Origin of the sequence: Streptomyces sediminimaris, assembly GCF_047049295.1 — a bacterium.
Classification (GTDB): Bacteria; Actinomycetota; Actinomycetes; order Streptomycetales; family Streptomycetaceae; genus Streptomyces; species Streptomyces sediminimaris.
This window is the reverse complement of sequence record NZ_JBJWOT010000003.1, coordinates 168,852-194,812: the sequence shown is the minus strand read 5'-3', so window position 1 is coordinate 194,812 and position 25,961 is coordinate 168,852. Positions and strand designations below refer to the sequence as shown.

The following is a 25,961-nucleotide window of genomic DNA, read 5'->3' as shown; positions in this document are numbered from 1 at the left end:
TCCGTCGTCGTCCCGATGGCCCCTCGCTCACGGTGTCCGCAGGAGCCGGAGCCATCGTGGCCAGGTGTCTCAGCCGCCTGTTCCCGCGGAAGAGCGGGGGCAGGTGCGGCCGGTCGGGAGGTGGGTCGGCAGACCCGACCGCTCCTTCGTGGTGAAGTCGCGGTAGCCGATGACCTGGCACAACCGCCGTTCCCACAGGGCCGGGTCGAGCGGGACCGGGCCGCCGTCACCGTCGATGTCCGTATAGAGCACGGCCGTCCCGTCGGCGGCGGCGCCCGGGAACGAGTAGGGCTCGGGGATGTCGATGCCCGCCGGGCCGCCGAGCTCGTAGAAGGAGTCGTAGGAGTGCTCCGCCACCCGGTAGACGCGCACTTTGCCGGCCACCGCCACGAGGAAGCGGCCCCGGTCGCCGATGAACCGGGCGGTGGACTCGTCGTCCAGGACGACGGGCAGCGGGCCGAGTTCGCGCTGCCACGGGTGCCGTCGCCACAGCTCGACCAGGCCGCCCCGGCGCAGGATCGCCAGATGGCGGCCGCCGGGGTCGAACTCGACGCCCGTCGCGTCCTTCCCGGTGGTGAGGTGAGCGGTCTCGCGGCCCTTCGCCAGGTCCACCAGGTGCGTGCGGGGGTCACCCGTCACGGTGACGGCGACGGCGTCGCCCTCCGGGTAGGGCGCGACGGACAGCTCGGGCGCGCCGTCGGATCCGGTGTCGGGGTGGTACACGGAGGCGTCGAAGCGGGCGAGTTGGCGGCCGGTCGAGGGGTTCCACTGCTGGATGACGGTGCCGGAGACCGTCACCAGGTGTCCGGACCGGTCGAAGAAGCAGGTCAGAGTGGGGTCCTCGCCCGTGGTGGGTGGGGGAGGGGCGGGGGTGATCCGCGCGGTGCGGCGCAGTGTCGGTAGTCGGCGCACGGAGATGCTGTCCTGGCCGTCCCGGTCGGCGACGAGGGTTCCGTCGTCGTTGGTTTGAAGGTGTTCGTGGGTGAACGTGGTGTCCCAATACGGTGTGGGGCGGGCGGCGTCGGCGAGCACCTTGTCCGGCTCGTCCACCGCTCGGACCTGGATGCGCGAACCGCCCTTCACGACACCGACCATGGTCCCGCCGCGGCCGGTGAAGGCGATGGTGTGGATGTCGAGCGGGGTGAGCTCGGGGGTCAACGCGTTGTAGGAGAGCCGGTTGTCGATGATGCCGATGACCGTGGGGGTGCTGCCCACCGCGGCGTAGGACAGGCTGATCTCGGAGCCTCCGGCGCCCACGCCGACGATCCGCGAGAGCGCGGTGCCATGGGCCAGGCCGACCAGCCGGATGTTGTTGCCGTCCTGCAGGACGGCCCGCTGCCCACTGCCGTCCACGGCCTGCAGCCGGCACAGGTCGGCCTTCTCGGAGAAGCCGCGCACCGCCCGCCCGCCGGTCACCGGGAGGACGGAGTAGTACGCCCGGCCGCCCTGGCGACGGCAGGTCACGGCCGCCGTGCTGTCGCCGGACACCTGGACCTGATCGACGCCCGGCGCTTTCTGCAGCGGCCGCACCGTGCCGGTGAGGCGGTCGATCACGTCGAGTCCGACGGTGAAGTGACCGGGGCGGCCCGTGGCGGTCTGCACCAGCGCCGTCCGGTCGTCCGCGCCGGCCCACAGCGCCAGGTCGTAGGCGATGTTCTTGGGTGCGGGGACCCTGGTGAGGGTGCCCCGGTCCAGGTCCCAGGAGACGATGTGCGTCCCGGACGCCGCCACCGCCACACGGCCGTCGGGGGAGAGGGCGGCCCGGTGGTCGTCGTAGAGCCCCTGGGTCACCTCGTGGGCGGCGGGCAGCCGGTGCGGGGGTCCGGCGATCGGGCCGCCGCCGGCGGACCTGTTCACCCGGTACCAGACGAGGGATCCGTCCAGGCCCACGTACCCGGCTCGGCCGCCGTCCCGGGAGACCAGCGGAAACAGTGCCTGGACGGGCTGCGCAAGCCGCTCGCTGCGCACTTCCCCGGTGGCCGCGTGCACATACAGGCGAGCCTTGCCGCCACTGGAGCGGGCCAGTACGACCTGGCCGTCGGCGCTCGTCTGATAGCCACCGAGGGTGTCGGGCAGCCCGGCCAGCTGCCGTGCGGTGCCCGCGTACTGCACGTAGCTGCGCATCAGTGCGCTCGCGGCCTCGGTGGTGGGCGACGTCCGGTACGCGGCCAGGGCCAGCATGGTGGAGAGCACCGGGTCCGCCTTCGTCCGGTCTGCGGAGAGCTGCGCCAGGGCACGTGAGTCCGCGACCTTCTGCTGGGCACGGCTCTGCCGGCGCTGGAAGCCGAGCAGGGTCCCCAGGACCAGCGCGAGAACGGCGATCAGGCCCAGGCCGGTGAAGAAGCGGCGGCGTCTGCGGGCACGCGTGCGCTGCCGGGCGCGGCCCTGCTGCAGGTAGTCCCGCTCCGCGTCGGTGAGGTCGCCGGCGTGGCTTCCCAGCCATGGCTCCGCGCTCGCCAGGGTGACCGGGCCGGGCAGCAGGTCCGGCCGGCGCCCGTGTTCCTGCCAGCGGTCCATGTCGTGACGCAGGGACTCGCGCCAGCCCAGGAACGAGCGGTTCTCCGACACCCAGTCCGCCAGCCTCGGCCACGCGGTGATCAGCGCGTCATGGGCGAGTTCGACGGTCTCGCCGCCTCCCGCGTCGCGGCCGGCGACCAACAGGCGCGTGGCGGCCAGTCGCCCGGCGATCCGCCATGCCTCGTCGTCCAGGTCACGGCGCGGTGCCGTGCGCCGGGTCACCGAACCGGCCCCGAGCGGCAGCCGGATGAGCCGCCCCAGCAGGCGTCGGGCCGCCTCCTCGTCGGCCGCGCCGACGCACTCGGCCCAGGCCTCGTCGGCGTGCTGCCGCAAGGCCCCCGCGACCCGGCCGAGCCGCTCGTAGGCGGCGTGGGTGAGCAGGCCGTCCCGCTGGCGCTGCCACAGCAGGTCGAGGGTGAGACCGAGCAGGGGCAGGGCGCCCGGGGTGTCACCGGCGTCGTCCAGGATCCGCCGGACAAGACCGGGCTGGTAGGACACCGACGGCACGGACGCGACGGGGGCCGTCACCACCTCGCGCAGCTGCTCGGACGTCATGACCCGCAGCACGTAGGGCCTACGGGGCAGGGCCGCACCGATGCGGGGATGGTCGAGGGCGGCCTGGAGGAAGTCCCCCCGCAAGGTGGCCAGGACATGAACACCGGCTGGGAGCGCATCGGCGCCGAAGAGGAGCTCGGCGAACCGGTCGACGGCCGCCGGCTCCGCAGCCAGCAGTTCCTCCAGCTGGTCGACGACGATCAGCAGCCGCTCGGCCCCGGCGACCCGCAGTACGCTCGGCGCGACGTCGGCCAGCGACCGCTGTGATACCAGGAGAGCACTCAACTCCGCCACGTCCGCGGCTCGTTCGGGGTCAGGGCGGGCGGGGGAGGCCGGTGCGGCACCGGGCTCCAGGAGCGGTACGAGTGCCGCCGCGAGGGCCGTCAGCGGATCGGACTCGGTGCCCGGACGCACCACCGCCACGGCGTACCCCTCGGCACGCAGCCGTGGCACGACGCCGGCCATCGCGAGTGAGGACTTGCCGCAGCCGGATGGGCCGACGACCAGGGTCCGGGGCTGCGCGGCCACCAGGCCGGCGACCTCCCCGCTCTCCCGCGCCCTGCCGTGGAACTCGCTCGCGTCCGACTCCCGGAACGCCGCGAGGCCACGGAACGGCGAGGGCGGCAGGGCCAGTTCGGACAGCGGCGGCCAGGCCCCGGCCAGCAGGCGGGTGGGCAGCAGATAACTGGCCGGCGGCTCCCCGGACTCGGCCGCCACCACCATCCCGACGACACCGTTGAGCTCGTCGTCCCAGACGGGAGCGCCGCTGAAACCGCCCGAGACGCGGTAGCCGTCCGCCGTGAGGTCCAACTGCACCCAGCCGTCCGCCTGGACGGCGCGCAGCCGACCGTAGTGCCAGACCCCGCCCGGCCGCCCGACGGGAAGGCCGAAGACGCGCGCGGGATGGTTCCACAGATCCCGGCCGGTGACCAGCTGTACCGGCGACGTGCCCGGCGACGATCCCGGGGGCACGGACGGAAGCCGCAGGACGGCCACGTCCTGTGCGCCGTCCGGCAGTCCGGGCCCCCAGACCTCGACCCGGGCGGTGATGGGCGTCTCCTGCCCACCGGGCACCAACGGCAGGTCCACCGGGAGGTCGGTGCCCACGTCCGGTTCCGGGCCGTCCGGGGCGCGTAACGCCGCCGTGACCACGTGGGCGCAGGTCAGCGCGCGATCCTCGGTGACGAGGAAAGCGACGCCCACCGGGCCGCCCCGGGCGTCGAGCACGCGCAGCAGGGCCGCGTGCAGGTTTCCCGTCCCGGCCCCCTCCGGCGTCGGCTGAGCCTGACGCACCATGCCCCCCGTCCACAAGTCCCGCCGCCCGCACGGCTTTTACCTCTCCCTGCCCTTCTACCCCTTTCACGCCGCTCCCACAGGGCACTTCCACAAAGCCTTGGCATACCTCCTACGGGAATCGGACGTCAGCGGCGTCCGTCGTGCTCCCCGGCGTGCTCCCCGACCGGCTGTCGACGGCGGGCATCACCTCGGAATTGACAGCAGGACCCGGGAGCGTGCAAGGGCGAAGAGATCTCCAACCGGCCCTGCCCCATGGATCACCCGGTCGCGCCCTCCGGCTCCGGAGCCGGAGGGCGCGACCGGGTCAGGAGTCCCAGCCCCAGCCCCCAGCTCCTGCCGCCGCTGGACTGTCCGACAGCTTCGTGGGGCAGAGCTGTGGAGGCTCGGCTCGCGGAAAGCGGACACGCCCCATGTGATCACCCATGGGGCGCCTGGTCGTGCCAAGTGACCGCTGTCGGGTCACCCGCGGGGTGCGACCAGCGACTGGACGTCGGGCAGACCGCGCCAGTCGTTGGACGCGACGGTGGCGTGCGCTTTGGCCAGTTCGGCGATCCGGGCCCGGGCGTCCGCGTCCGAGGGGTTGGTGTCGTCCAGGGCGGGCGACACGTTCTGCGCGTCGGTCATGATCAGCAGGTAGTGGTGGGTGTCGTACCAGCTCGTGTCGATGGTGCCGTTGAGGTACGTGGCCGCGTCGCCGTCGAACACCACGAACCAGGGACGCAGCGAGGTGTCGGAGTAGCGGGTGCGCGGGTCGCCGGCCTGGGCGCTGTGGACCGACGGGAAGATGTTCGCCTGCGCGGTCTTGCCCTGGGTGTGCAGGTCACGCAGGTAGCCCGCGTACTCCCGGTCCGTCCACAGGGAGTCGGTCGGGTTGTTCTCCTCGACGGTGCCCGGGATGATCTCGAAGATCACCTTGCCGGCGAGCGACTGCCGCGTCGGCCAGTTGTCGGCTCTTGCCGCGTCGTCCAGGGTGGCGTACTGGCCGCCGCCGGGCTTGTTGAGCAGATCGTTCGGCTTGAAGACCAGGTTGCCGAGGTGGGCGCTGATCGACTGGTCGAGCTTGGCCGGGCTCATCCCCAGGCTGGCCTGGAAGCCGGCCTTCATCTCCAGCTTGATGATCAGCGGTGCATGTCCCGGGTGCGCGCCGAGCCAGACCCGTACGTCGTCCAGGCAGCTCTCCAGGTCCTTGTTGGCGCCGCCGGTGTAGAGATCGGCGGGGCTCGAGGCGTTGACGCAGTTGTTGCCGTTGCTCGTCAGGCTGGAGTGGCTGACCTTCCACTCCTTGGTGAAGAAGTCGTCCCAGACGTCGAGTTCGATCATCGAGGTGCCCGTGTCGAGCGCCTGCGCGAGATAGGTGAACGCGGCGGGGTCGTAGGTGTTGTGCAGGCCGGACGTGGTGGCGCCCGAGAACGGAAGGGCGTCCGTTCCGCTGGTGTCGGCGGCTGACGTGCCGCCTGCGGCGCCGACGACGGTGATCGCCAGGCACGCGGTGAGCGTGGCCCTCAACACCGTACGCAGTCCAACGGAAACTCGGCGGTTCAACTGACCGATCACGTGTCCTCCAGGGGGTGGCTTCCCGTCAGGACGTTGACGGCCACACATGAATGGACGGGGACATGACATCTAACGTGATCCGGATTCCTGCTGTCAGCTCCGCTCTCCGGCGGCATGCGAATTCCGGTCACCCGGTGGAGGCTGTGATCCCCCGCGTCGGGCGGTCAAGTGCACAGAGAACAAGGCAAGTTGGGGCCTCGGGGTTGGCGTGAATCGTATGGTCGCGGATGCGGCGAGGAGAGGCACAGGTCCGCACTGCCTCGAGCGGGCGCCCCCGTCGCGCGCACTCGACGGAAGGCCCCATCCCGAGGCGCCCAGCGCGGTGTGCTGCCGCATCGACTTCGAGTACAGGCCAGGGCCCTGGAGCCGGACGATCCCTGCCCCAGCACAGTGTGCCGGCCTGCCTCCGCGAGTTCCTCGCCCGGGACGACGGCCATGCCGGCCGACTGCTCCATCTGGCGCCTGGCCGGCCGAAGGAGCGCCTGTCGGCTGGTCAGCGGGCCTGGCACACACCACACCCACGACACCGTGATTGATGGCCTCCACCATCAGCCGCGCACGATCGATGGCCTCCACCGACACAGGAGACGTGACCGTGCCCCGTGCGCCCGTCAACCGCCCGGCGTCGGCATCTCACCACACGAGCCGATTACGCGTCACGGCGCAGTCACACGCTCGTCACAGGAGTGTCCGTCGCCCCGGGAATCGAACTGCTCGCACGGCAAGGACGTTGGAACAGATCGCAAGGACGTTCTGCAGAGGTGGACGACGAGTGGCGAAGTTCGGAGCGGAAACCATGCTGGATCACAAACCGATGGCTCACGCCCTCGCGGCCGTCATGATTCTTCTCCTGACGGCCTGCGCCCCGGGCGGCAGTGGCGATACGGCCAAGATGTCGGGGGTCCAGCAGCACGGGAACGGGGAGTTCACCACCGCACAGGCCTCCGGAAAGGTGTACGGCAAAGGCCCTGACGTCCGACGCTTTGCGGTCCTGGTCGAGCAGGGAACGGGCGTCTCGCCCAATGCGGCGGCCCGGGAGATCGAAAAGATACTCGCCGACAAGCGAGGCTGGACCGCCGACGGAACCGACGCGTTCCAACTCGTCTCACGGAAGCCGTATGACTTCGTGATCGACATAGCAAGCCCCGACACCGCGGACCGGATCTGCGCCGAAGGCCGACTGGACACCCACGGCGAGGTCAATTGCGACCTCGGCCACAAGGTGGTCGTCAACCTCAAACGCTGGCTCACCGGTTCACCCAGGTTCCCTGGGCCCATCTCGGGATACCGCGCACTGATCATCAACCACGAGGTCGGCCACCATATCGGCCACGGTCACGAAGGCTGCCCCGGTCCCGGAAAGCCGGCACCGGCGATGATGCAGCAGATATACGGACTCCACGGCTGCAAGGCCAACGCCTGGCCCTACGACTCCCAGGGACACTACCTGGGCGGACCGCCGGTGAAGGGCACGGCGGCCGGAGAGTGACGGTACCCGTTGCCGGCGTACACGCTGATGTGGTCCTGCAAGTCGTCCACGCTCAGCACCCGCGGAATCGGTGCCTGCGGAAGCGACAAACGCATCACGTGGAACGGCACGCCGGTCCGCGACAGCGGCTCCTTCGGCATCTGCGGTCAGCGGGATCGGCGGGATCGGCGGGAGCCGGGCGCCGCAGCCGTCCGGCTCCCGCCGTACAGCGATTCACTGGTGCCGGACCGGCGGGCAGGTGCCGGTGTTCTCGCCGATCGAGTTGATCTGGGCGTTGGACCGGGGGTCGCCCGCGTAGTTGACCTGGTCGGTGCACTTCACGCCGGGCTTGTTGGGCACGCCCGACGGAGTTGCGTCCCCCGTTCGCGGCGCCGGGCAGGTGCCGGTGTTCTCGCCGATCGAGTTGATCTGGGCGTTGGACCGGGGGTCGCCCGCGTAGTCGATCTGGTCGGTGCACTTCACGCCGTCCTTGGGGGACACCCCGGACGCGCTCCCGCCGGAACCCTCGGAGCCCCCTGCGGCCTTGGAGGGCTGCGACGCGGCGGCCGCGGCGGATGAGCCGCCGGCGGAAGACGAAGAGGCAGAGGAGGGGGAAGAAGGAGCGGAAGGCGCGGACGAGGACGCCGACGCGGAAGACGAGGCGTTGTCGCTACTGCTGTCACAGGCCGTGAGTGCGAAGCCTGCGGCAATCGCGACCAGCGCGAACGCTGACGTCTTACGGGTCTTCCGAACGGTCATCGATCTCTCCTCAGGACGCCCCGCTCCGGGCGAGCGGGCTTTGTGATCTGCAAGACGTAAGGTTCACCGGTCAGGTTTTCGATCAGAGGCACCGGGACACGTGTGTGACACACGGACTGATCGGCTGTGACATTTGATGCGAACCGCAGCTCTTTCCGAGCGCGTGCGGCCTTCCGGTGTCCCGCGCCTGGTGCATCGTCAGTCCGGCACCGCGGCCTGGAGCCTGACCGACTGCGAGGCGGTCGCCGCGCACTACGGCATCGACGTTGTCGAACTCCTGGCGGGACCCACCCGGGCCGCGGAAGCGCTGCCTGCCACGCACTGCCGCCTCCCCGGCCGACAGGCTGGGCCCCGACGTCGTGCAGCCGTCGAAGGAGTCGTGTGATGACGGACTTCGGCGCGATCGACGCCCTGCTCGCCGGTGCCGGAAGGAGGTGGCACTGCCCCCCGCCGAGGAGCGGCGCACCCTGCGCGAGGAACTGAGCCTCTCGCGCGCTCAGCTCGCGCGGGCCCTCGGCGTCAGCCCTTCCACAGTCGGGGGCTGGGAGTCCGGACGGGACCCGAGCGGCGAAGTGCGGGAGAAGTGCGGGTACTTCCTGCAGGGGGCGAAGGCGAAGCTGGCGGCCGAGGCGGCCGAGGCGGCGGAGGTGGCGGAGACGACCGGTGAAGTCCCCGAGGATGAGCCGGAGGGCGAGGTTCGCGCGGATGCCGGACAGGCGGCCGGCCAGGACGACGACGCCGACGTGCTCGCTGCCCCCCGGCCGTGTGTGCTGTGCGGGCACCCCGCCCGTCACCAGGTGAAGGGTTCCCCCAGCACCTGGACTCCGCCGAGTGCCAAGCCGCGGAGCCCGCGCCGACGAGTCGGCCTGCGGTGCCGCAGGCACCTGGCCCGCGGTCTGATGGTGGTCCGCGCGATGGGTACCGACGAACTCCACGTCATCGGCGACTGGCGTGCGGCGTTCGAAGAGGGCCGCTGCGTAACCGAGGTGAAGCTGAAGGACACCTACACCGTCGGTGGGTCCGACACGCAGGATGGACTCGCGGACTGATCCGAAGTACCGAACATCTCCGACGAGAGGCTGAGATGACCCAGGGCGCTCAGATCCGCCACTCGTCCTTCCAGGAGCGGAGTACCGGCCAACGCGTGCGGGGGAGACGACCTGGTTGAAGGGTCTCGACCGCCGCGACAGCCGGGCGGACCGGCCGGTGCTACGGTCGGGGGCTCGAGGGCGTCGGGGCCCGCGTCGACGGTCTGTGGGCTCTGCGCCGCGACAACCGCCCCTTCAACGGAGAACGGGATGCTGACCGGGATCGTGATCGACGCGTTGGACGTCGCGCGCATGGATCGCTTCTGGATGGACGCGACACAAGGGCGGACGGGCGGCCTGCAGTTGCGGTTCGTGCCGACTGCGCAGCCGAAGACGGCACACAAGAACCGACTCCACCTCGACCTGGCCGGGGGACCGGACTGGGAGGCAGAAGTGGCGCGCCTGCTCACACTGGGTGCGACGCGGGTCGACATCGGTCAGGGGGATGTCCCGTGGGATGTGCTGGCCGATCCTGAGGGCAACGAGTTCTGCGTACTGCGTCCCGGTCACCCTGGCGTGCTCGCGGACTCCGGCCTCGTCGCGATCTGCCTCGATGTCGCCGAGGAAGACCGCTACGCGCAGCTGGCCTTCTGGCAGAACCGGGCCGACTGGCACGCGGTCGAGTCCCACGACTGGGGCGTCCGGCTGCGCCGGCGGCCCACCAGCACGGTCTCGTTGGTGATGGGGCCGCCTGCTGCGTCGAAGGTGGCGCGCAACAGGCTGCGACTGGAGGTCAGCCGTCTCGACTGGGAACCCGGAGAGTTCCTCGACGCCGGAGGGAACGAGTTCCACGTCTCGTGCCGGCCCCCGGTTGATCCGCCAGGGCCCGTTTCGAACTGATTGTTCCGTGCGAGTCGAGCTGCGGGTCCTGTGCTCGGCGGTCTCCGTCGGCAAGGGGTGCGGCATCCGGTCACGCCGCCTTCGAGGTGTGACCCGCACGGGGAGCCTGTCGCCCGAATGCGCGCCCGGTAATATCACGTCACCCGGATGAGGTCTGGCCTGACGAATCGAGTGAGTCCGTGAGTGACGATGTCCTCTCTGTCATTCCGACCGACCCGCACTGGCAGCCTGAGCAAGCCGCGGCCGAGCGCGCTGCGGGGCTCGTGGAGGACCTGGCCCCCGGGCTCCCCGGCGGTGTCGAGGTCGAAATCGATGTCGCCTGGCACGACTCACCGTCGTCGACTGTGGTCAGAATCTGCAGAAGATCGGTTGTCCCCAATGCGGCGCGCTGATCGGCACCGAGTGGTGGGCCGACCTCCTCGAAGCTCACTGCGACGACGGCTTCGCCACCCTCGCCGTGGTGGTCCCTTGCTGCGGCGGCGCGACTTCGCTGGACGCGCTGGAGTACGACTGGCCCTGTGGCTTCGCCCGCTTCGAGATCACCGTCTGGAACCCGGAGCGCGTCTGGTTCAGCGACGAGGAACTGATCGCGATCGGGGACGCACTCGGACATCCGGTGCAGCAAGTCAGGGCCCACATCTGACGCTGAGCGAGGACGCGGTCTCCAGCGCGGCGAGCGTAGGGGTAGAAGGAGCAGAACGAGTTCGTCATGCGCCATAGGTCGCCGGGACCGTCGATGAGTCGAGGGCCGGACAACCGAACACATGGGCGCGGTGCGGCGGGCGCGGTGCGGCGGGCGCGGTGCGGGATCGGGACCGGCGCGAGGTAGCGCTGGCGGACCGCCCACTCGTAGAACTGGTCGACCAGTGATACCTCGTGATTCCAGATGCTGCCCTCGATGTGTGGTCCTGCCTCGTCCCGGCGGCGCCACTGGTGGAACGCCAGACCCATGCACTCACCAGCTCACGAAACGTCCCGCCCCACGCGGCAGAGTGCATGTCGTCTTTCTTCAATACCCCTCCGGCCCATGGCGCCTAGCGTCGCCGCCATGTCACACCTTTCCAGCGCGGCCGAGGCCATGGCCGCAGTGGCCCGCACCATCACGGACGACCAGCTCGCCAACAGGACTCCGTGTACGGAGTATGACGTGCGGGCGTTGGTCAACCACCTCCTGTTCTGGGGCCCGTCGCTCGCCGGCGCCGGCCGCAAGGAGCACGTTCCGCAGCCGGCGGCCGCCGAGTCCGATGTGGACCTGGCGACCGGCGACTGGCGCGGCAGTCTGCTCGCGCTGCTGAATGACATCACGTCGTCGTGGGCGCCGCCGAGCGCCTGGGAGGGCGAGACGAGCATGGGCACGCCGCACATGCTGCCCGCGTCTGTCATGGGCGAGATGATCGTCGGCGAGCTGGCCGTGCACGGTTGGGACCTGGCGGTCGCGACCGGGCAGCGGCTGGAACTGCCCGCCGACCTGTTGGCGCATCTGCACGACACGATGTTCGCCGGCGTGGAGCAGGGGCGGGAGATGGGCCTGTACGCACCGGAGGTCGCGGTGTCGGCCGACGCACCCACCTTGGACCGCATCCTCGGCCTGACCGGCCGTGATCCCGCCTGGGCGTGATCCCGCCTGGGCGTGATCCCGCCTGGGCGTGATCTCGACCCCGCCTCTGAGCGGCGATGGTGCACCTTCTCTCGGACCTGGTGGCCGTGTAGTGCTCGCAGGCCGGTTCATCTCCACCCGTCCGGTCGTGGCCAAGGCTTTCAGCCGCTGGGGATCCGGCAGCCCGGCACGCCGGCGCCCAGGACGAAGCGAAGGTCCTCGCGCCGAAGCCCCACGGCCTCGCTGCGGCGCGGCCCGGCCCGGCCCTGGTCAGTAACAGGAGCTTCGCCCTGCGGGCGGCAGCCTGCGCGGAACCTGCGCGGAAGCTGCGCGGAACATGTCCTCCACCACTTCGGGGCGGCTCAGCCTGACGACCCACGACCGCGCCGGGCGATCGAGCACCTGCGCGGCTGGGTGGGGGGCGAGGCCAAGGTGGTGCGGGCCCGCGCGGCGGGCGGCCATGCCCTGGGCGCGGCTCGAGAGCTGCGTGGCGCAGTACGGCATGCCGGGTATGCCGTCGGTCAGGCCGCGGCCGTACCGCCACCACCTGGTCCGCTCCGTGGGCCGACCTCGTCCTCGCCCGTTCGGACGGCTCCGGCGATGCCCGTCTCATCCGGGACCGGGCGACTGGTGGCGGCCTGGAGCCAGGACGGTCAGATGCGCCAGGAACGGATCCGGTCGGCGGCACCGAACACGCTGTCCTTGCCCGCCAGCAAGTCCTTGCACAGTTCGATCAGCTCCCCGTACGGGACGTCGATGCCCTCGTCGCTGGCGTGCATATAGGCGATGGTGACAGCACACGCGTAGCGGACGTTGAGGGACGGCAGGGGCCTGAGCAGCAGCAGGGTGTGCAGCAGCGCCGCCGCCCGCCAGGACGCGTCCGGGTCGATGCCGAGGCGGGGCGGATCGACGCGGTGGCGGGCTACGGCCGCGACCAGGGCGGAGAAGTCGTTGATGGTGGGCTGATCGGGGAGGGCCGTCTCGTGCTGCTGCAGGAGCCAGCGCACGTCGACGTGCAGTGGGGCGGGCGCCATTGCTTCAGGCGGCCCTGCCCGTCGTGCTCCCGCTCGGGCCGTCGTCGATGCCCGCCGCTTCGATGGCGTCGGCCAGCGAGGGGTCCGCGAAGACCCGCTGGAACTCCGCCGCTGCCCTCTTCAGGCTCCGCTGATGGGCGATCGCCTCGCTCGTCGAGGCCTTCACGAAGGCCTTCAGCGTCATGCCGTGCTCCCGGGCGGCAGCCCGGAGGTCCTCGAGCTCCGCATCGGAGAAGTCCACGTTGAGCGCTGCCATGCGGTCAGCGTACCGCCGGGGTACCCAGGACTCAATCACTGCAGGTCAGCGCATGCATCCTGGGTACCCGTGGCCGTGGGACCATCCATGGTGAACGCGGGCGGAGCGCCTGCCCGCGCCGCCGTGGCTCTGTTCACGGGCTGGGTCAGCGTTCGTCGAGGACTTCTGGCAGTACCCGTGGAGGTGAGGTGATCGAACGAGGACGCCGACGTGCGTGCCGTGACGGCCCGCTGAGGGCGCGAGCCCGACGGCCGGGCGGAGGACTCGGTCAGGCGTTCTGCTTCTGCGGGTGCAGGTCGAGCGCGATGTGCGGGGCGAGCGCGTGGAGGAAGTCGGGGGCATCGAAGATCTCGCCGGCGGAGACGGCTCCGACGGCCTTGGTACGGCCGGTCAGGACGCGCTCGAGGGCCTCGGTGACGAGGGGCGCGGTGACGGCGTAGATGTCCTGGCCGCCCGCCGTGGCCCGGCGTTCGGCTCCGCCGGAGCGGACGACGACGTCGACGAGGAAGGTCTGGCTCGAGCGCCCGCTCTCGTCGGCGGCGGCCGGGGCCGGCGTGTGGGGGGCGGCGACGTCGCGGGCCGCCTCGGCGCTCATGTAGGTGGTCACGTCGGGGATGGCGAGGTGCTGGGGGACGGTGACGACGTCCGCCATCGTGAACTCCCCGATCACCGCCCGGGGTCCCACCGGTTCCGGGAAGGTCCACTCCAGGACGGGCGCGGCGTCTGTGCGGTGCTCCCATTGTCCGCCGCTGTAGCGCAGGCGGTGGTCGCCACGTCGCTCGCGGGAGACCGCGCCCGAGAGCCGGGTACCCGCGGTGGGGTGCCAGTGGCTGAGCGCATAGGCGATGTGTGCCTCGTCGGCCTCGGTCCAGTCGCCCATCGCCGCGGTGGCCAGCAGGTCGCCGAGGCCGCCGAAGAAGGCCATGGCTGGGACGATCACCGCTCCCGCGTCCCGGGCCCGCTCGCGGTAGTGGGCGAAGGTGTCGAGGTTGGCCTCGAGCTCGGCGGCCACGTCCAGGTAGGGGATCTTCGCACGGAGCGCCGCCTCGATCACGGGGCCGGTGGTCGAGGCGAAGGGGCCGGCGCAGTTGATGACCGCCGCCGCTCCCGCCAGGGCCCGGTCCAGCGCGGTCGGGTCGTCGACCGAGGCCGCCCGGGCCTGCAGCCCGTGCTTGTGGGCCAGCTCCTCCAAGGTCTGCGCGTTGCGCCCGGACAGCACCGGGACGAACCCACGCGCGGCCAGCTCCGCGACCACGAACCGCCCGGTGTGACCGTACGCGCCGAACACCGTCACCAGCTGACCTGACCCCATGTGCCTGCTCCCGTGCACTCGAACGCCCGCTGCGAAATCCATCCGCCGCGGCCTGACATCCACATCCTTTCTCTCGGGCAGCGCCCCGCACGAGCGTCGGAAACGACATGCCACGTACAGTTTCGGACATGCCCGCTGTCGCGCTGGCCGTCACCGACGGCATGCTCCACTACGAACTGTCCGTGGCCGTCGAGGTCTTCGGAGCCGACCTGACCCACATCGTGGACCCCTGGTACGGCTTCTCCGTCTGCGGAAGCGGCCCGGTGCACGTGGGCCGCTTCCGCCTGGAACCCGACCACGGACTCGAGCACCTGGTGCACGCGGACACGGTGATCGTCCCCAGCTGGGCCGATACCGACCGCGACCCGCCTGCCGAGCTGGTCGAGGCGGTACGTGCCGCCCACGAGGCCGGAGCCCGCGTGGCCTCACTGTGCACGGGCGCCTTCGTCCTGGGCGCGGCAGGACTGCTCGACGGCAGGCGCGCCACCACACACTGGGCCCACACGCGGGAACTGGCCAGGCGCCACCCGGCGGCCACCGTCGATCCGGACGTCCTCTACGTCGACAACGGCGACGTCCTCACCTCCGCGGGCAAGGCCGCCGCCATGGATCTGTGCCTGCACCTGGTCCGCCTCGACCACGGCTCGGCAAACGCGAACAAGATCGCACGACGCCTGGTCGTCCCGCCGCACCGCGACGGCGGCCAGGCCCAGTTCATCGCAACCCCGCTCCCCGCCCCGGGCACCCACCCACTGGACGAGCTCTTCCCCTGGGCGCTTCAGCGGCTGGACCAGCCGCTGACCGTGGAGGACCTGGCCCGCCAGGCCCGCATGAGCTCACGCCACCTCGGCCGCCACTTCAGGCACCTCACCGGCACCACGCCACTGCAGTGGCTCCACACCCAGCGCATTCGCCTCGCCCAGGAACTGCTCGAGACCACCGACGCCACCGTGGACACCATCGCCGCGGCCACCGGCATGGGCACCGCCACCACCCTGCGCCGCCACTTCCACCGCAGTGTCGGCGTCCCACCCGATACCTACCGCCGCACCTTCCGTCCCCAGCTCAGGGAGTAGCTCCACGGCCCGGGCGGCCGATCGAGCAGCACCAAGGCACGGTGCCGTCCGAAGTGGTGAACGCACGCTGCCCGAACTCATGAAGGACGCCGAGGAAGGGGCACGTGCCTTCGCCGAGCGGCGCCGACCGGTGGGGGGTGGACGGTGACGCGGCCCGTGGTCATCGCGGATGGGCGCATGAACGTCGCGTTGTGCTGTCGTGGAGCCGGCCCGTCCACGGAGGGCCGGCTCCACGACTGCTCACCCCTTGGCGGCGGCGAGGGCGGCCAGTTCGCGGTTGACCGCGGCTTGGTGTGCCTCAGCGTCCCGGCGTGCCTTCTTCGGGCTCCAGCGCCCGGCCATCACGAACACGAAGGGCAGGAAGAGCACCTGGCCGCCGACGCAGATCCACCACCAGTCACGCCACTCGCCGGGCCCGTCCTTCGACGCCTTCTGGACCGTGGCGCCGTACTCCTTCAGCAGCTTCAACTGCGGCGCCGCCTTCTGCACGACGGAGAGGTCCTTCGCTCCGACCTCCTGGACGGCGCGCGCGCCGAGTGCAGGCGGGACGGTGGTCGGCGTGTACTTGTCCAGTTCGGCGAAGAGCGCTGGATGCGCGTTGACGATGGCCAGCGCGGGCGCCGCCTGTGCCGAGGCGGCCTTGACCTCGGCGCCGTGCTCCACGAGCGGGGTGACGGAGGTGACCAGTACCGGGATGAAGGCCGCTGAGACGGCGACCACGATACGCACGGTCCAGCCCCACACCGCGAGGCCCGCGGCGGTCGCCGCCGGGTTGTGCTTCTCCACCGTCTCGGTGAAGCTCGCCATCCAGGGCGCGTAGGCGATACCGCTGAAGACACCGATGCCGACGAACAGCCAGGCGAAGGTGTAGTAGTCGGTCGTCTGGTGGGTGGCGCGGGTGGCGAAGACCGCTGTCATCACGATGGAGCCGACCGCGCCGACGATCATGAAGGGCTTGCGCACCTTCAGCCGGTCCGAGAGCAGGCCGACCAGCACCAGGGCGATGGCGTTCGCGCCCCAGTACCAGTTGGCCAGTGCGTTGGTGCGCTGCTCGCTGTAGCCGAAGACGGTCGCGAAGTAGACGACGAAGTTGCCGACCGCGGCGTAGTACAGCAGCAGGAACACGGCGATGGCGAAGGCCGATCCCAGCACGTCCAATCGCATCATCTGCCGCCACTCGCCGCGGCGCAGCGCCTCGGTGTCCAGCCCCTTGGCGCGTGCCTCGACCAGTGCCCGGTCCCGTAGCGTCACCATGATCTGGTCGCGCAGTGCCGGGGACAGCTCGCGCAGTGCGAGGATCGCGATGACGAAGACGATGAGGCCGGCGATCGCCGAGTAGCGCAGTTCGTCCTGCCAGGTGGCGTTGTCGAGGGTGTTGCTGGTGACGGTGGTGACCACGAGGGAGCCGATGACCGGGCCCATCGTCCAGTACCCCATCGCGGTGGCCCGGCCGAGCTGTGGGGAGAAGTCTCTGATCAGCGCCGGGGTCGCGACCAGCACGATGCCCTCGATGAAGCTGACGAGTGCGAAGAGCACCAGGTAGGTGGTCTTGTCCGCCGCGTTCGGCAGTCCGAACAGGACCAGCAGCGCGGCGATCAGCAGCCCGTAGACCACCAGATTCGCCCGGCCCCAGCGGTCCGCCAGACCGGCCACGAGCGAGGCGAAGGCCCCGATCGCGTTGCCGATCACCGAGACCCAGACGAAGTAGCGGTACGTCATGTCGAAGTGCGTGATGATCGATGTTGCCACCGCGTACTGGATGTACAGCATGTAGTACAGGACGACCGTGGTGATGACCACGATCGCGAGATACGCCAGACGGCGACCGGTGGGCGGGTAGTCCACCAGTTCGCGGCGGTACAGCCGGGCCAGCGGGCCGGGGGCGTCCGTGGGTGGTGCGTCGGGCGCTGGTCTGTTGTCGTCGAACGGCGTCGTGGTGGCGGACATACGGCTCCTCCCGGGAGTGCCCGGAGCCGGTACACGCGGCGGGGTGACGAGGGCGCGCGGTCGCCTGGCTCCGGGAGCGTGGCCAGAGGGTAGTACCGACTAGTCGGTATGCATAGAGGTTGCGCGCGAGACCGTGGTGCGTTCGGCAGGAGCGAGGGCGCAGCGGATGGCGAGCAGCAACCGGACGGCGAAGGCGGTCTGGTTGGTCCTCGCCTGCCGCGATCTACGACGGCCAGGCCCGGTTGTACCGCCGGGCGGTGCGGATCGGGACCGTGTCCGACACGACGGCCATGAACCCGCGGCCGGTTCTGTGCCCGTGGAGCTTTCGCCCGGCCGAGTAGCGGGTGGTCATCTGCGTGGACGGTCCTGCAGGTCGGGTCACCAGCAGCGGATCGGAAACGGCTGGATCCCCGGCCGCCGGTCCGGAGCCGGGCGCGTTGCGCCGTCGCAGGTCCAGGCAGCGGCACGGCCGGCCGGATCCCGGGCTTGCCGGGCCGCGGATGCTGGGGGCGGTGGTTGCGGTGGGCCGCCGGGCGGCCCGGCCAGAGCCTGCTGGGAGGCGAAGGGAAAGCGAAGGGAAGGCGAAGGCGGTGCGGTCCTCGGCGGCCGCGGCGCCGACAGCGACGAGCACTGTGCCGCCCAGCAGGTGAAGGTGGCCGTGGAGGCGGGGCGCGTGGGCGGACCACGCCGGTCAGATGTGGTCCGGCCGTCAGGAAGGCCGGGGGAGCCCAGCGGGGTGGGGGCTGGTGGCAAGCGCCTCGGCGCGCAGCACGGCTGCGACGCGGCTGACGGCCTGCTCCGGCGGGTGGGGAAGGCGGGCCAGCAGCAGGCGCCGCTGTTCCTGGGGGCCACCGTGGACGGACAGGACGCGCACCCCGGGAGGTGCGACGGCCGCGAGGGTGGCCGGCACCGTGGTCAGTCCGCACCCGGCAGCGACGAGGTGCAGTTTGGCCAGCCAGTCTCGGGCGGTGAGGACGATCTCGGGCCGTTCGTCCAGGCCCGGCCATACGCCCATCAGCCCGTCCCCTCCTGAGGAGGAGCCGGTGATCCACTGCTGTCCGCGCAGGTCGTCCACGTCCACGTAGTCACCGCGGGCCAGCGGGTGAGCGGCCGGCACCGCGACGCACAGGGCCCGTTCGGTCAGTGTCTGCAGCGCGAGTGGGGGCGAGTCGGTGTCCGGTGCACGAAAGGGCGGCGCGGAGGCGAGAAGGGCCAGGTCGATGCTGCCGGACCGCAGCGCGCGGGCCAGCGCGGGGGTACCGCCCTCACGCCCGACAACGTGCAGGTCCGGGTCGGTGCGGCGCAGCTCGGCGAGGGCCCGGGGCACCAGTACGGCGCCTGAGCTGGGCACCCAGCCCAGGCGCACCGTCCCGGCCTGCCCGGGCAGGCCGGACAACTCGCGCGTGGTGGCCTCGATCTCCTCGAGCACGATCGTCGCGCGGCGCATGACGATCCTTCCGGCCGCGGTGAGCCGGACACCGTCACGCCGCCGCTCCAGCAACTCCGCGCCCGCCGCACGTTCGATCGCGGCGATCTGCCGGGAGACCGCCGACTGCGTGTAGCCCATCGAGACGGCGGCCGCGGTGAAGGTTCCATGCTCGGCGACGGCCCGGAAGACGCGCAGGGCGGTCAGCGACACGTCCGTGAAGTCCATGACGTTTACGCATACCACCTGTTCCGAACTTTCGTTGGACTCATGGACGAGCGCGTTCCTAGCGTGGCGTGCATGAATGCTCCGCGTATCGCCCTGGTCACGGGCGCCAACCAGGGACTCGGCCGCGCCCTCACCGAAGGACTTGCGGCCGGCATGAACCCGCACGACCTCGTTCTGCTCACCGGCCGCAACCCCCAGCGGGTGATGGACGCCGCGCGCGAGGTCAGGGGACTGCCTGGCACCCGTGCCCGCGTCGAGGGCCGGGTCCTGGACGTCACCGACACGGATGCCGTCGTCCGTCTCGCCGAGGAGGTGCGGGCTCGGTTCGGAGGCGTCGACGTCGTTCTCTCCAACGCGGTCGCCCGCCTGTTGCCCGAGGAGTCGCAGGCGGAGCGGGCAGATGAGTTCATCGACGTCTCCAACGTCGCCACCCATGCGGTCCTGCGCTCCTTCGGCCCGGTCCTGCGGCCGGGTGGCCGGCTGCTCGTCGTGGCCAGCAGCCTGGGCACCCTCGGCCACCTCAGCCCGCGACTGCACCACCTGTTCGACGGCGCGAGCCTGGATCAGGTGGAGCACGCCGTCGCGTCGTGGCGCACTGCCCTGCGTAACGGCACCGCGCACGAGGCCGGCTGGCCCCTCTGGCTGAACGTGCCCTCGAAGGTGGCTCAGGTAGCCGCCGTCCGTGCGGTCGCGGCCGAGCGCCGCGAACACGACCTCGCCACCGGCACTCTGATCGCGGCCGTATGCCCCGGCATGGTCGACACCGCCACCTCGCGCCCCTGGTTCAGCGACTACAGCCGGGCCCAGTCGCCCGCCCAGGCCGCCGAGGCCGTGCTCGAGCTGGTCCTCGCCGAGCACGTCGATTCCGCCCTGTACGGCGAACTGGTCCGCTTCGGCCGGGCCTTGGACTGGTACTCCGGCACGCCGCCGACGGAGCAGGACCGCCTGCTCACCCCCTGACCACACCACAGACCCGCGTTGCAGCACAGCGCAAGGAGTCACCCATGAGTGCCATCACCACCCCGTTCGGATTCAGCACCACCGCGGCCGAAGCAGCCGAAGCGATCGACCTCACCGGCCGCCGTGCCGTCGTGACCGGCGCCTCGTCGGGACTGGGCGCGGAGACGGCCCGCGCCCTGGCCTCCACCGGTGCCGAGGTCGTCCTCGCCGTACGGGATGTGCCGGCGGGCGAACGCGTCGCCAAGGAGATCACCGCCTCCACCGGGAACCGGGAGGTGCATGCCGCGCACCTCGACCTGGTCGATCCCGCGTCGGTCAGCGCCTTCACCGCCGCCTGGCGGGGCCCGCTGCATGTCCTGGTGAACAACGCGGGCGTCATGGCCTGCCCCGAGCAGTACACCGACCAGGGACGGGAGCGGCAGTTCGCCACCAATCACCTGGGACACTTCGCCCTCGCCACCGGCCTGCACGACGCGCTGGCCGCCGACGGCGACGCGCGTATCGTCGTTGTGAGTTCCAGTGGCCATCAGCGGTCACCGATCGTCTGGGACGACGTCGACTTCGCCTTCCGTCCCTATGACCCGTGGCTCGCCTACGGCCAGTCCAAGACCGCCAACATTCTCTTCGCGGTCGAAGCCACCCGCCGCTGGGCCGATGACCACATCACCGCCAACGCCCTGATGCCCGGCGCGATCTACACGAACCTGCAGCGTCACACCGGCGGCCGCGGCAGCGGCAAGGTCCCGGACGACCTGATCAAGACCGTCGAACAGGGTGCGGCGACCTCTGTCCTCCTCGCCACCTCGCCCCTGCTCGAAGGCGTCGGCGGTCGCTACTTCGTCGACTGCAACGAGACCGAGGTCGTCGAGCGACGCTCCGGCACACTGCACGGCGTCGCCCGCTACGCCGTCGACCCGGACAACGCCCGACGCCTGTGGACCCTGTCGCAGGAACTGCTCGAACACGCCCGCTGAGTGACCCCCGGACGACACGGCGGGACCTTCCAAGGGGCGTCTTAGACGAGGCCGAACTGGAGGCCATCCGCAGACGTGTCCTCGGTATGGCCCTTGCATCAACTCCGTCGTCCGTTCCGGCGCGGCCACCAGGACACGAGCGGGCCGAGGAGGATGAGGAGGGCTCTGGCGCGGGATCGCCGAGTTCATCACCGCCGCCGCGGGGGAGATCCCGCCGTACTCGCCTCTCTGCCCCGTCATGATCGGCCACCGCTGTCCTCGGAAGCAGCCAGACCGCCGCCCAGCGACATCATGCGACGTGGCCGCGGCCACCGCCGGAAGCACACGTCGCGAACTGAGGAGACACAGATGACACGGGTACTGGTCACCGGAGGGTCAGGATGCATCGGAAGCTGGTGCATCCTGACCTGCTCGACGCCGGGCACACCGTACGTACCACAGGTCCGCGACCTGCGACGGGGGAGCCGGGACTGCGCTCCTGGCTCCACGCGCCGCGCCCTTCGACGACGGCCGTCTCACGGTCGTACGCGCTGGCCCGCAGCACCCCGACGGCTGGGACGACGCCGTCGCCGACTGCGACTGCATCCTCCACGTCGTCTCACCGATGCCGCGCTTCTCAGAGCCAGCGCCCCCGGACGGGCTTCCCGGGACCTTGTCGGTCTTCGCATCCCCCAGATCTCAGCTGGCTGATACCGCTCATCCCCGGGCCGCATGAGCCGGCTGGTGGCTTTGAGAACGAGACACGGTTCCTGGACCGCTCGCGGGCGGGCTCGTGGACGGCCGGGCCAGGCGTCAGCTGACTTGAAGACCGACCGCCATCGTCAGTTCAAGGACCCGGTGTGGCGATGCGAGATCCGGAAACAGCTCCCGCACCTGCGACATCCGGTACCGGACCGTCTGGGGGTGGACGAACAACTCCGCCGCCACCTCCTCCCGCCTGCCCTGGTGCAGCAGCCATGCCCGCAACGTCTCCTCCAGCCGTCGTGCGGTGGCGGCAGGCAAGGTCCGCAACGGCGCGAGGGCGCGGGCTCGCAGGTCTGCGAACGCCTCCATGTCGGCGCTCAGCACCAGCTCGGACAGGTGGTCCTCGGTGTCGCGGATGTCGCAGGAGAGGGAGCGCGCGCGGACGGCGCGTGCGTACGAGGCGGACGCACGGGTCCACGGCCGGGCGGGGCCGACGACGGCCGTGCGCTCGGTCAGCTGCCGCAGGAGATGCGGCCGGTCGGCATCGGGGACGAGCAGCACGCCGGTGGCGTCCGGCAGATCGTCGAGGACGAGGGTGCTCGGGTCGAGTGTGCGGTAGGCGGGCCGGGTCTGGGCGGCGGGCAGCAGGACCGCGGTCAGTGAGACGGGAGGCTGCCACCCGGCTCGTTGAGCAGAGACGAGCAGCACGTCCGGGCTCGCGCCGGCGAGGAGGTCGCGGGCCAGGTGTTCCAGGTGCCGCTCGTGGTCCCTGCCCCGGGCGGCCAGTTCGTCGGCGTGGCCCGCGGCGCTCGCGGCGGAGAGCTCGTCGATGTAGGCGAAGGTCAGCTCGGCGAACTTGGCGACCTCGGCGGCGGGCAGGCCCGCGGGTACGGCACCCGCCGCCAGGCATCGCCAGGCCACGCGGGCGCCGACGCGGTAGGCGCTGAGCAGGGCGTCCATCGAACGGCCGTCGCGGACCTCGCCGCGGCCCAGCTCGTAGGCCGCGTCGCCGCCGTCGCCGCCTGTGGCGTTCCCGCTCGCGAGGTCCAGGTAGTGCCCCAGGGCGGTGCGGACAGCTCGGCGGATGGTGGCGCCCATGTGACCCGACAGGGCGTTGGCGTAGGGCGGGACCTCGTCGATGATCGCCTGGACGACCTCCTCGGCGGTGCTCTTCAGCGCGGCCCGCAGCGCGGTGACCGTCGTCTCATCCAGGGCCAGTTCGCTGGCCCTCTGGGTTACATGGCTCACGATTCTATTCCCTGCGAACAATTCCGCCGATCAGATTCACGTCCTGCGGTCAGGACTTTACGCCTCAAGGCGCAGCAAGCTGGGCTCATGACGAGTACAGCCCTGCGCAGCAGGGCGTGGAAGCTGCTGGAGATGGTCACGACGCCGCTGCTGCCGTCGGACTACCTCGACCTGGTCAGCCCGCTGCGGGCGGGCGCCGACCTGCGGGGGCGGATCGAGGCCGTGCACCCCGAGACGCCGGACGCCGCGACCATCGTGATCAGACCGGGGCGGGGCTGGCACGGCCACACGGCCGGTCAGTACGTGCGGATCGGGGTCGACGTCGACGGGGTGCGCCTGTGGCGCGCCTACTCCATCACCTCGCCGGCGAACCGCCCGGACGGCCGCGTCACGATCACCGTGAAGGCGATTGCGGACGGCAAGGTCAGCAACCACCTGGTCCGCAGGGCGAAACCGGGCACGCTGATCCAGCTCGACCAGGCGGCCGGTGACTTCGTGCTGCCGCGGGCCACGCCCGCCAAGGTGCTCTACCTGACGGCCGGCAGCGGCATCACGCCCGTGATGGGCATGCTGCGCGACACCGAGTTCGACGACGTCGTCATGGTCCACTGTGCGCCACAGCCGCGCGACGTGATCTTCCGCAGCGAACTGCACGACCTGGTCGCGGAGGGGAAGCTGCGGCTCACCGAGGTGCACACCGACACCGACGGCATGCTGGACATCGCCCGTCTCGACGAACTCGTGCCCGACTGGGCCGAGCGCGAGACCTGGGCGTGCGGGCCCGCGGGTCTGCTCGACGCCGCCGAAAAGCACTGGAGCGAGCACGGCGTACCGGAGCGCCTGCACACCGAACGCTTCCGCCCCGGCGTCGTCGTCGCCGGCGACGGCGGCGAGGTCACGTTCAGCGCCACCGGCAAGACCGTCGACGCGGACGGCGCCACGCCGTTGCTGGACATCGGCGAGGAGGCCGGCGTGCTCATGCCCTCCGGGTGCCGCATGGGCATCTGCTACGGCTGCGTCACGCCGCTCAAGACGGGCGCCGTCCGTGACCTGCGCACCGGCGAGATCACCGAGGCCGAGCCGGGCGTCCTCATCCAGACCTGCGTGTCCGCCGCGGCGGGCCCCTGCGACATCGAACGGTAGGAACACCTTGACCGCCATCGACCCCACCGCCCACCTGACCGCGGAGCAGATCGAGGAACTCGGCCGCGAACTGGACGCGATCCGCGACGAGGTGATCGCCGGCCGCGGCGAGAAAGACGCCGCCTACATCCGCAAGGTCATCTCGTCGCAGCGCAAGCTCGAGCTGGTCAGCAGGGGCGTGCTGCTGTTCTCGATCTTCCCGCCCGCCTGGCTGCTGGGCACCGCAGGCCTGTCCGTGGCGAAGATCATGGACAACATGGAGATCGGCCACAACGTCCTGCACGGCCAGTGGGACTGGATGCGGGACCCCAAGATCCACTCCACCACCTGGGACTGGGATCACGTCTCACCGGCCGACCAGTGGAAGCACTCGCACAACGAGCTGCACCACACCTACACCAACGTGCTCGGCAAGGACAACGACCTCGGCTACGGCATCATGCGCGTCGACGAGGACCAGAAGTGGCACCCGGTCCACCTCGGCCAGCCGCTGTGGAACTTCATCAACGCCTGCTTCTTCGAGTACGGCATCGCGGCCTACGACCTGGAGCTCGGCAAGAACCTGAACAAGCGCCGCCGCAAGAGCCCCGAGTTCCGCGCGCGGGCGAAGGCCGTGGGCCGCAAGATCCGCAAGCAGGTGCTCAAGGACTACGTGATCCACCCGCTGCTGTCGGGCCCGTCGTTCCTTCCCACGCTCGCCGCCACGTTCACCGCGAACGTGGTCCGCAACATCTGGTCCCACTCGGTGATCATGTGCGGGCACTTTCCCGAGGGCGTGCAGGTCTTCGAGCGCCGGTCGATCGACGGCGAGACGCGCGGCCAGTGGTACCTGCGCCAGATGATGGGCTCGGCGAACATCAGCGGCAGCAGGGCCATGCACTTCATGACCGGCAACCTCTCGCACCAGATCGAGCACCATCTGTTCCCGGACCTGCCGAGCAACCGGTACGCCGAGGTCGCGGTGAAGGTGCGCGCGCTGTTCGAGAAGTACGAGCTGAAATACGTCACCGGCCCGCTGCCCAAGCAGGTGTTCTCCGCGTGGCGCAAGGTCTTCCGTCTCTCGCTGCCGGACACGAGGCCCGCGGTCAGGACGCCGGAGCGCGAGCAGGAGCTTGTCGCCGCCTGATGTGCGGTATTCCTCCAGATCTCTCGGCCCGGCCGGCGGCACCGCCGACTTCGATGAGATGCCTTGCGCAGCATGCGGCCTCGGACACATCGGATGCCGCCCCGGCGCGAGCGCACTACTGCTGCGTGGGACCGCTCATCACCGCTCCGCCCATGTGGATTCGAGCCATGCAGCAGCTGATCGTCATCGACGAAGGCGCGGCCGAAGCCAGCGGCAGGCAGATCCTCCAGCAGTGCTGGCGGCCGCTCTGCCGCTGAGCCCGCGCACACAGCTGGCCCCGCCCTTCGGGACGGAGCCGTCTGTGCTTGGCTACGAGGCGTCAGCCGCCCTCTACGGTCACGTCGGTGATCTTCACGGAAACCTTTGTGTTCGACGAAGCTGTGCTGATCAGTGACGGCGTGTAGTTCAGGCTCGTCCGGTCCGACAGTTCGGCTGTCTCGATGACCGGGCCGGACTCATCGCCGTGGATCTCGTAGGTGATGTCGTAGACGGCGTCCGGGTCGACGTTCGCGCTGTCACCCAGGTACGCCAAGTCCGGCTCGACCGTCACATTGCAGCCCGCAGACCCGAAGCACTGCCGCGCGGTGGTCTTGAGCTCGATCGTGAAGCTGTCGGCGGTGACATCGTCATACGTCGGCGTGGGCGAGTCTTCCGCGGCGTCGGTCACAGCGTCCTCGCTCAAGGCGCTCGGTGAAGCGGCGGTGGCCGGCTTGTTGCCGTCGTCGCGGGACTGCACGACCACGAGGCCGGTGCCGATGATGGCGACGATCACGGCGGCGGCTGAGCCGATGATGACGAGGTTGGTGCGGGACTTCTTCGGTCCCGGTGGGGGCGGCGGGGAGTCGGGCACGGGTGGCGCCGGGTCGGCCATGG

General features: G+C 70.7%; 21 protein-coding genes and 1 pseudogene. 12 read left to right on the top strand and 10 right to left on the bottom strand.

What is annotated here, in order from left to right:
- Nucleotides 1-69: 69 nt before the first annotated feature.
- A complete protein-coding gene (locus tag ACJ9NR_RS40280; protein WP_412494679.1) occupies nucleotides 70-4,368 on the bottom strand; it encodes an nSTAND1 domain-containing NTPase in 4,299 nt (1,432 codons plus the stop codon).
- Nucleotides 4,369-4,827: 459 nt separating this feature from the next.
- The gene (locus tag ACJ9NR_RS40275) at nucleotides 4,828-5,877 is read right to left on the bottom strand and encodes a phosphatidylinositol-specific phospholipase C domain-containing protein (protein WP_412494678.1); all 1,050 of its coding nucleotides are present in this window, start codon (nucleotides 5,875-5,877) and stop codon (nucleotides 4,828-4,830) included.
- A gap of 817 nt (nucleotides 5,878-6,694) precedes the next feature.
- Between ACJ9NR_RS40275 and ACJ9NR_RS40270 the strand changes: the two genes are divergently transcribed.
- Nucleotides 6,695-7,411 carry a DUF3152 domain-containing protein gene (locus ACJ9NR_RS40270; RefSeq protein WP_412494677.1) on the top strand — a complete coding sequence of 239 codons (717 nt, stop codon included), beginning with the start codon at nucleotides 6,695-6,697 and terminating at the stop codon, nucleotides 7,409-7,411.
- Between the two features lie 213 nt (nucleotides 7,412-7,624).
- Here the strand turns inward: ACJ9NR_RS40270 and ACJ9NR_RS40265 are convergent, their stop codons facing one another.
- Nucleotides 7,625-7,891 (bottom strand): hypothetical protein, encoded by a 267-nt coding sequence (locus ACJ9NR_RS40265; RefSeq protein WP_412494676.1) that lies wholly within the window; start codon nucleotides 7,889-7,891, stop codon nucleotides 7,625-7,627.
- A gap of 692 nt (nucleotides 7,892-8,583) precedes the next feature.
- On the opposite strand from ACJ9NR_RS40265, the gene ACJ9NR_RS40260 reads away from it, so the two are divergent.
- From ACJ9NR_RS40260 to ACJ9NR_RS40235, 6 genes and pseudogenes are all read left to right on the top strand, one after another.
- Nucleotides 8,584-9,198, top strand: coding sequence for a helix-turn-helix domain-containing protein (locus ACJ9NR_RS40260; RefSeq protein ID WP_412494675.1), 615 nt, complete (start codon nucleotides 8,584-8,586; stop codon nucleotides 9,196-9,198).
- A 249-nt stretch (nucleotides 9,199-9,447) separates the two neighbouring features.
- A complete protein-coding gene (locus ACJ9NR_RS40255; RefSeq protein WP_412494674.1) occupies nucleotides 9,448-10,077 on the top strand; it encodes a VOC family protein in 630 nt (209 codons plus the stop codon).
- A gap of 179 nt (nucleotides 10,078-10,256) precedes the next feature.
- Complete coding sequence (locus ACJ9NR_RS40250) at nucleotides 10,257-10,469, top strand: hypothetical protein (RefSeq protein ID WP_412494673.1); 213 nt, start codon at nucleotides 10,257-10,259, stop codon at nucleotides 10,467-10,469.
- A gap of 68 nt (nucleotides 10,470-10,537) precedes the next feature.
- Nucleotides 10,538-10,720 (top strand): hypothetical protein, encoded by a 183-nt coding sequence (locus ACJ9NR_RS40245; protein ID WP_412512790.1) that lies wholly within the window; start codon nucleotides 10,538-10,540, stop codon nucleotides 10,718-10,720.
- A gap of 405 nt (nucleotides 10,721-11,125) precedes the next feature.
- Nucleotides 11,126-11,695 (top strand): TIGR03086 family metal-binding protein, encoded by a 570-nt coding sequence (locus tag ACJ9NR_RS40240; RefSeq protein WP_412494671.1) that lies wholly within the window; start codon nucleotides 11,126-11,128, stop codon nucleotides 11,693-11,695.
- Between the two features lie 12 nt (nucleotides 11,696-11,707).
- Nucleotides 11,708-12,151: pseudogene (locus ACJ9NR_RS40235) on the top strand (putative immunity protein); the annotation flags it as partial.
- A 176-nt stretch (nucleotides 12,152-12,327) separates the two neighbouring features.
- Here ACJ9NR_RS40235 and ACJ9NR_RS40230 read toward each other — a convergent pair.
- The 3 genes from ACJ9NR_RS40230 to ACJ9NR_RS40220 all read right to left on the bottom strand — a co-directional run bounded on the left by ACJ9NR_RS40230 (nucleotide 12,328) and on the right by ACJ9NR_RS40220 (nucleotide 14,276).
- Nucleotides 12,328-12,708, bottom strand: a complete 381-nt coding sequence (locus ACJ9NR_RS40230; protein ID WP_412494670.1) for a toxin Doc — start codon at nucleotides 12,706-12,708, stop codon at nucleotides 12,328-12,330.
- A gap of 4 nt (nucleotides 12,709-12,712) precedes the next feature.
- Complete coding sequence (locus tag ACJ9NR_RS40225; RefSeq protein WP_412494669.1) at nucleotides 12,713-12,964, bottom strand: hypothetical protein; 252 nt, start codon at nucleotides 12,962-12,964, stop codon at nucleotides 12,713-12,715.
- 268 nt (nucleotides 12,965-13,232) lie between these two features.
- On the bottom strand, nucleotides 13,233-14,276 hold the full coding sequence (locus tag ACJ9NR_RS40220; protein ID WP_412494668.1) for a saccharopine dehydrogenase family protein: 1,044 nt from the start codon (nucleotides 14,274-14,276) through the stop codon (nucleotides 13,233-13,235).
- A 128-nt stretch (nucleotides 14,277-14,404) separates the two neighbouring features.
- Between ACJ9NR_RS40220 and ACJ9NR_RS40215 the strand changes: the two genes are divergently transcribed.
- On the top strand, nucleotides 14,405-15,352 hold the full coding sequence (locus tag ACJ9NR_RS40215; RefSeq protein ID WP_412494667.1) for a helix-turn-helix domain-containing protein: 948 nt from the start codon (nucleotides 14,405-14,407) through the stop codon (nucleotides 15,350-15,352).
- A 240-nt stretch (nucleotides 15,353-15,592) separates the two neighbouring features.
- On the opposite strand, the gene ACJ9NR_RS40210 is transcribed toward ACJ9NR_RS40215, so the two are convergent.
- Both ACJ9NR_RS40210 and ACJ9NR_RS40205 read right to left on the bottom strand, forming a co-directional pair.
- Nucleotides 15,593-17,299, bottom strand: coding sequence for an MFS transporter (locus ACJ9NR_RS40210; RefSeq protein ID WP_412494666.1), 1,707 nt, complete (start codon nucleotides 17,297-17,299; stop codon nucleotides 15,593-15,595).
- A gap of 709 nt (nucleotides 17,300-18,008) precedes the next feature.
- Complete coding sequence (locus ACJ9NR_RS40205) at nucleotides 18,009-18,953, bottom strand: LysR family transcriptional regulator (RefSeq protein WP_412494665.1); 945 nt, start codon at nucleotides 18,951-18,953, stop codon at nucleotides 18,009-18,011.
- A 72-nt stretch (nucleotides 18,954-19,025) separates the two neighbouring features.
- On the opposite strand from ACJ9NR_RS40205, the gene ACJ9NR_RS40200 reads away from it, so the two are divergent.
- Together ACJ9NR_RS40200 and ACJ9NR_RS40195 are read left to right on the top strand one after the other, a co-directional pair.
- Nucleotides 19,026-19,913 carry an SDR family NAD(P)-dependent oxidoreductase gene (locus ACJ9NR_RS40200; protein WP_412494663.1) on the top strand — a complete coding sequence of 296 codons (888 nt, stop codon included), beginning with the start codon at nucleotides 19,026-19,028 and terminating at the stop codon, nucleotides 19,911-19,913.
- A 44-nt stretch (nucleotides 19,914-19,957) separates the two neighbouring features.
- A complete protein-coding gene (locus ACJ9NR_RS40195) occupies nucleotides 19,958-20,887 on the top strand; it encodes an SDR family NAD(P)-dependent oxidoreductase (RefSeq protein WP_412494662.1) in 930 nt (309 codons plus the stop codon).
- A gap of 792 nt (nucleotides 20,888-21,679) precedes the next feature.
- Here the strand turns inward: ACJ9NR_RS40195 and ACJ9NR_RS40190 are convergent.
- Nucleotides 21,680-22,819 (bottom strand): PucR family transcriptional regulator, encoded by a 1,140-nt coding sequence (locus ACJ9NR_RS40190; protein WP_412494661.1) that lies wholly within the window; start codon nucleotides 22,817-22,819, stop codon nucleotides 21,680-21,682.
- A 132-nt stretch (nucleotides 22,820-22,951) separates the two neighbouring features.
- Between ACJ9NR_RS40190 and ACJ9NR_RS40185 the strand changes: the two genes are divergently transcribed.
- Complete coding sequence (locus ACJ9NR_RS40185) at nucleotides 22,952-23,962, top strand: ferredoxin reductase (RefSeq protein WP_412494716.1); 1,011 nt, start codon at nucleotides 22,952-22,954, stop codon at nucleotides 23,960-23,962.
- Between the two features lie 7 nt (nucleotides 23,963-23,969).
- On the top strand, nucleotides 23,970-25,088 hold the full coding sequence (locus ACJ9NR_RS40180; protein ID WP_412494660.1) for a fatty acid desaturase family protein: 1,119 nt from the start codon (nucleotides 23,970-23,972) through the stop codon (nucleotides 25,086-25,088).
- A gap of 319 nt (nucleotides 25,089-25,407) precedes the next feature.
- Here the strand turns inward: ACJ9NR_RS40180 and ACJ9NR_RS40175 are convergent, their stop codons facing one another.
- Complete coding sequence (locus tag ACJ9NR_RS40175) at nucleotides 25,408-25,959, bottom strand: hypothetical protein (protein ID WP_412494659.1); 552 nt, start codon at nucleotides 25,957-25,959, stop codon at nucleotides 25,408-25,410.
- Between the last annotated feature and the right edge of the window lie 2 nt (nucleotides 25,960-25,961).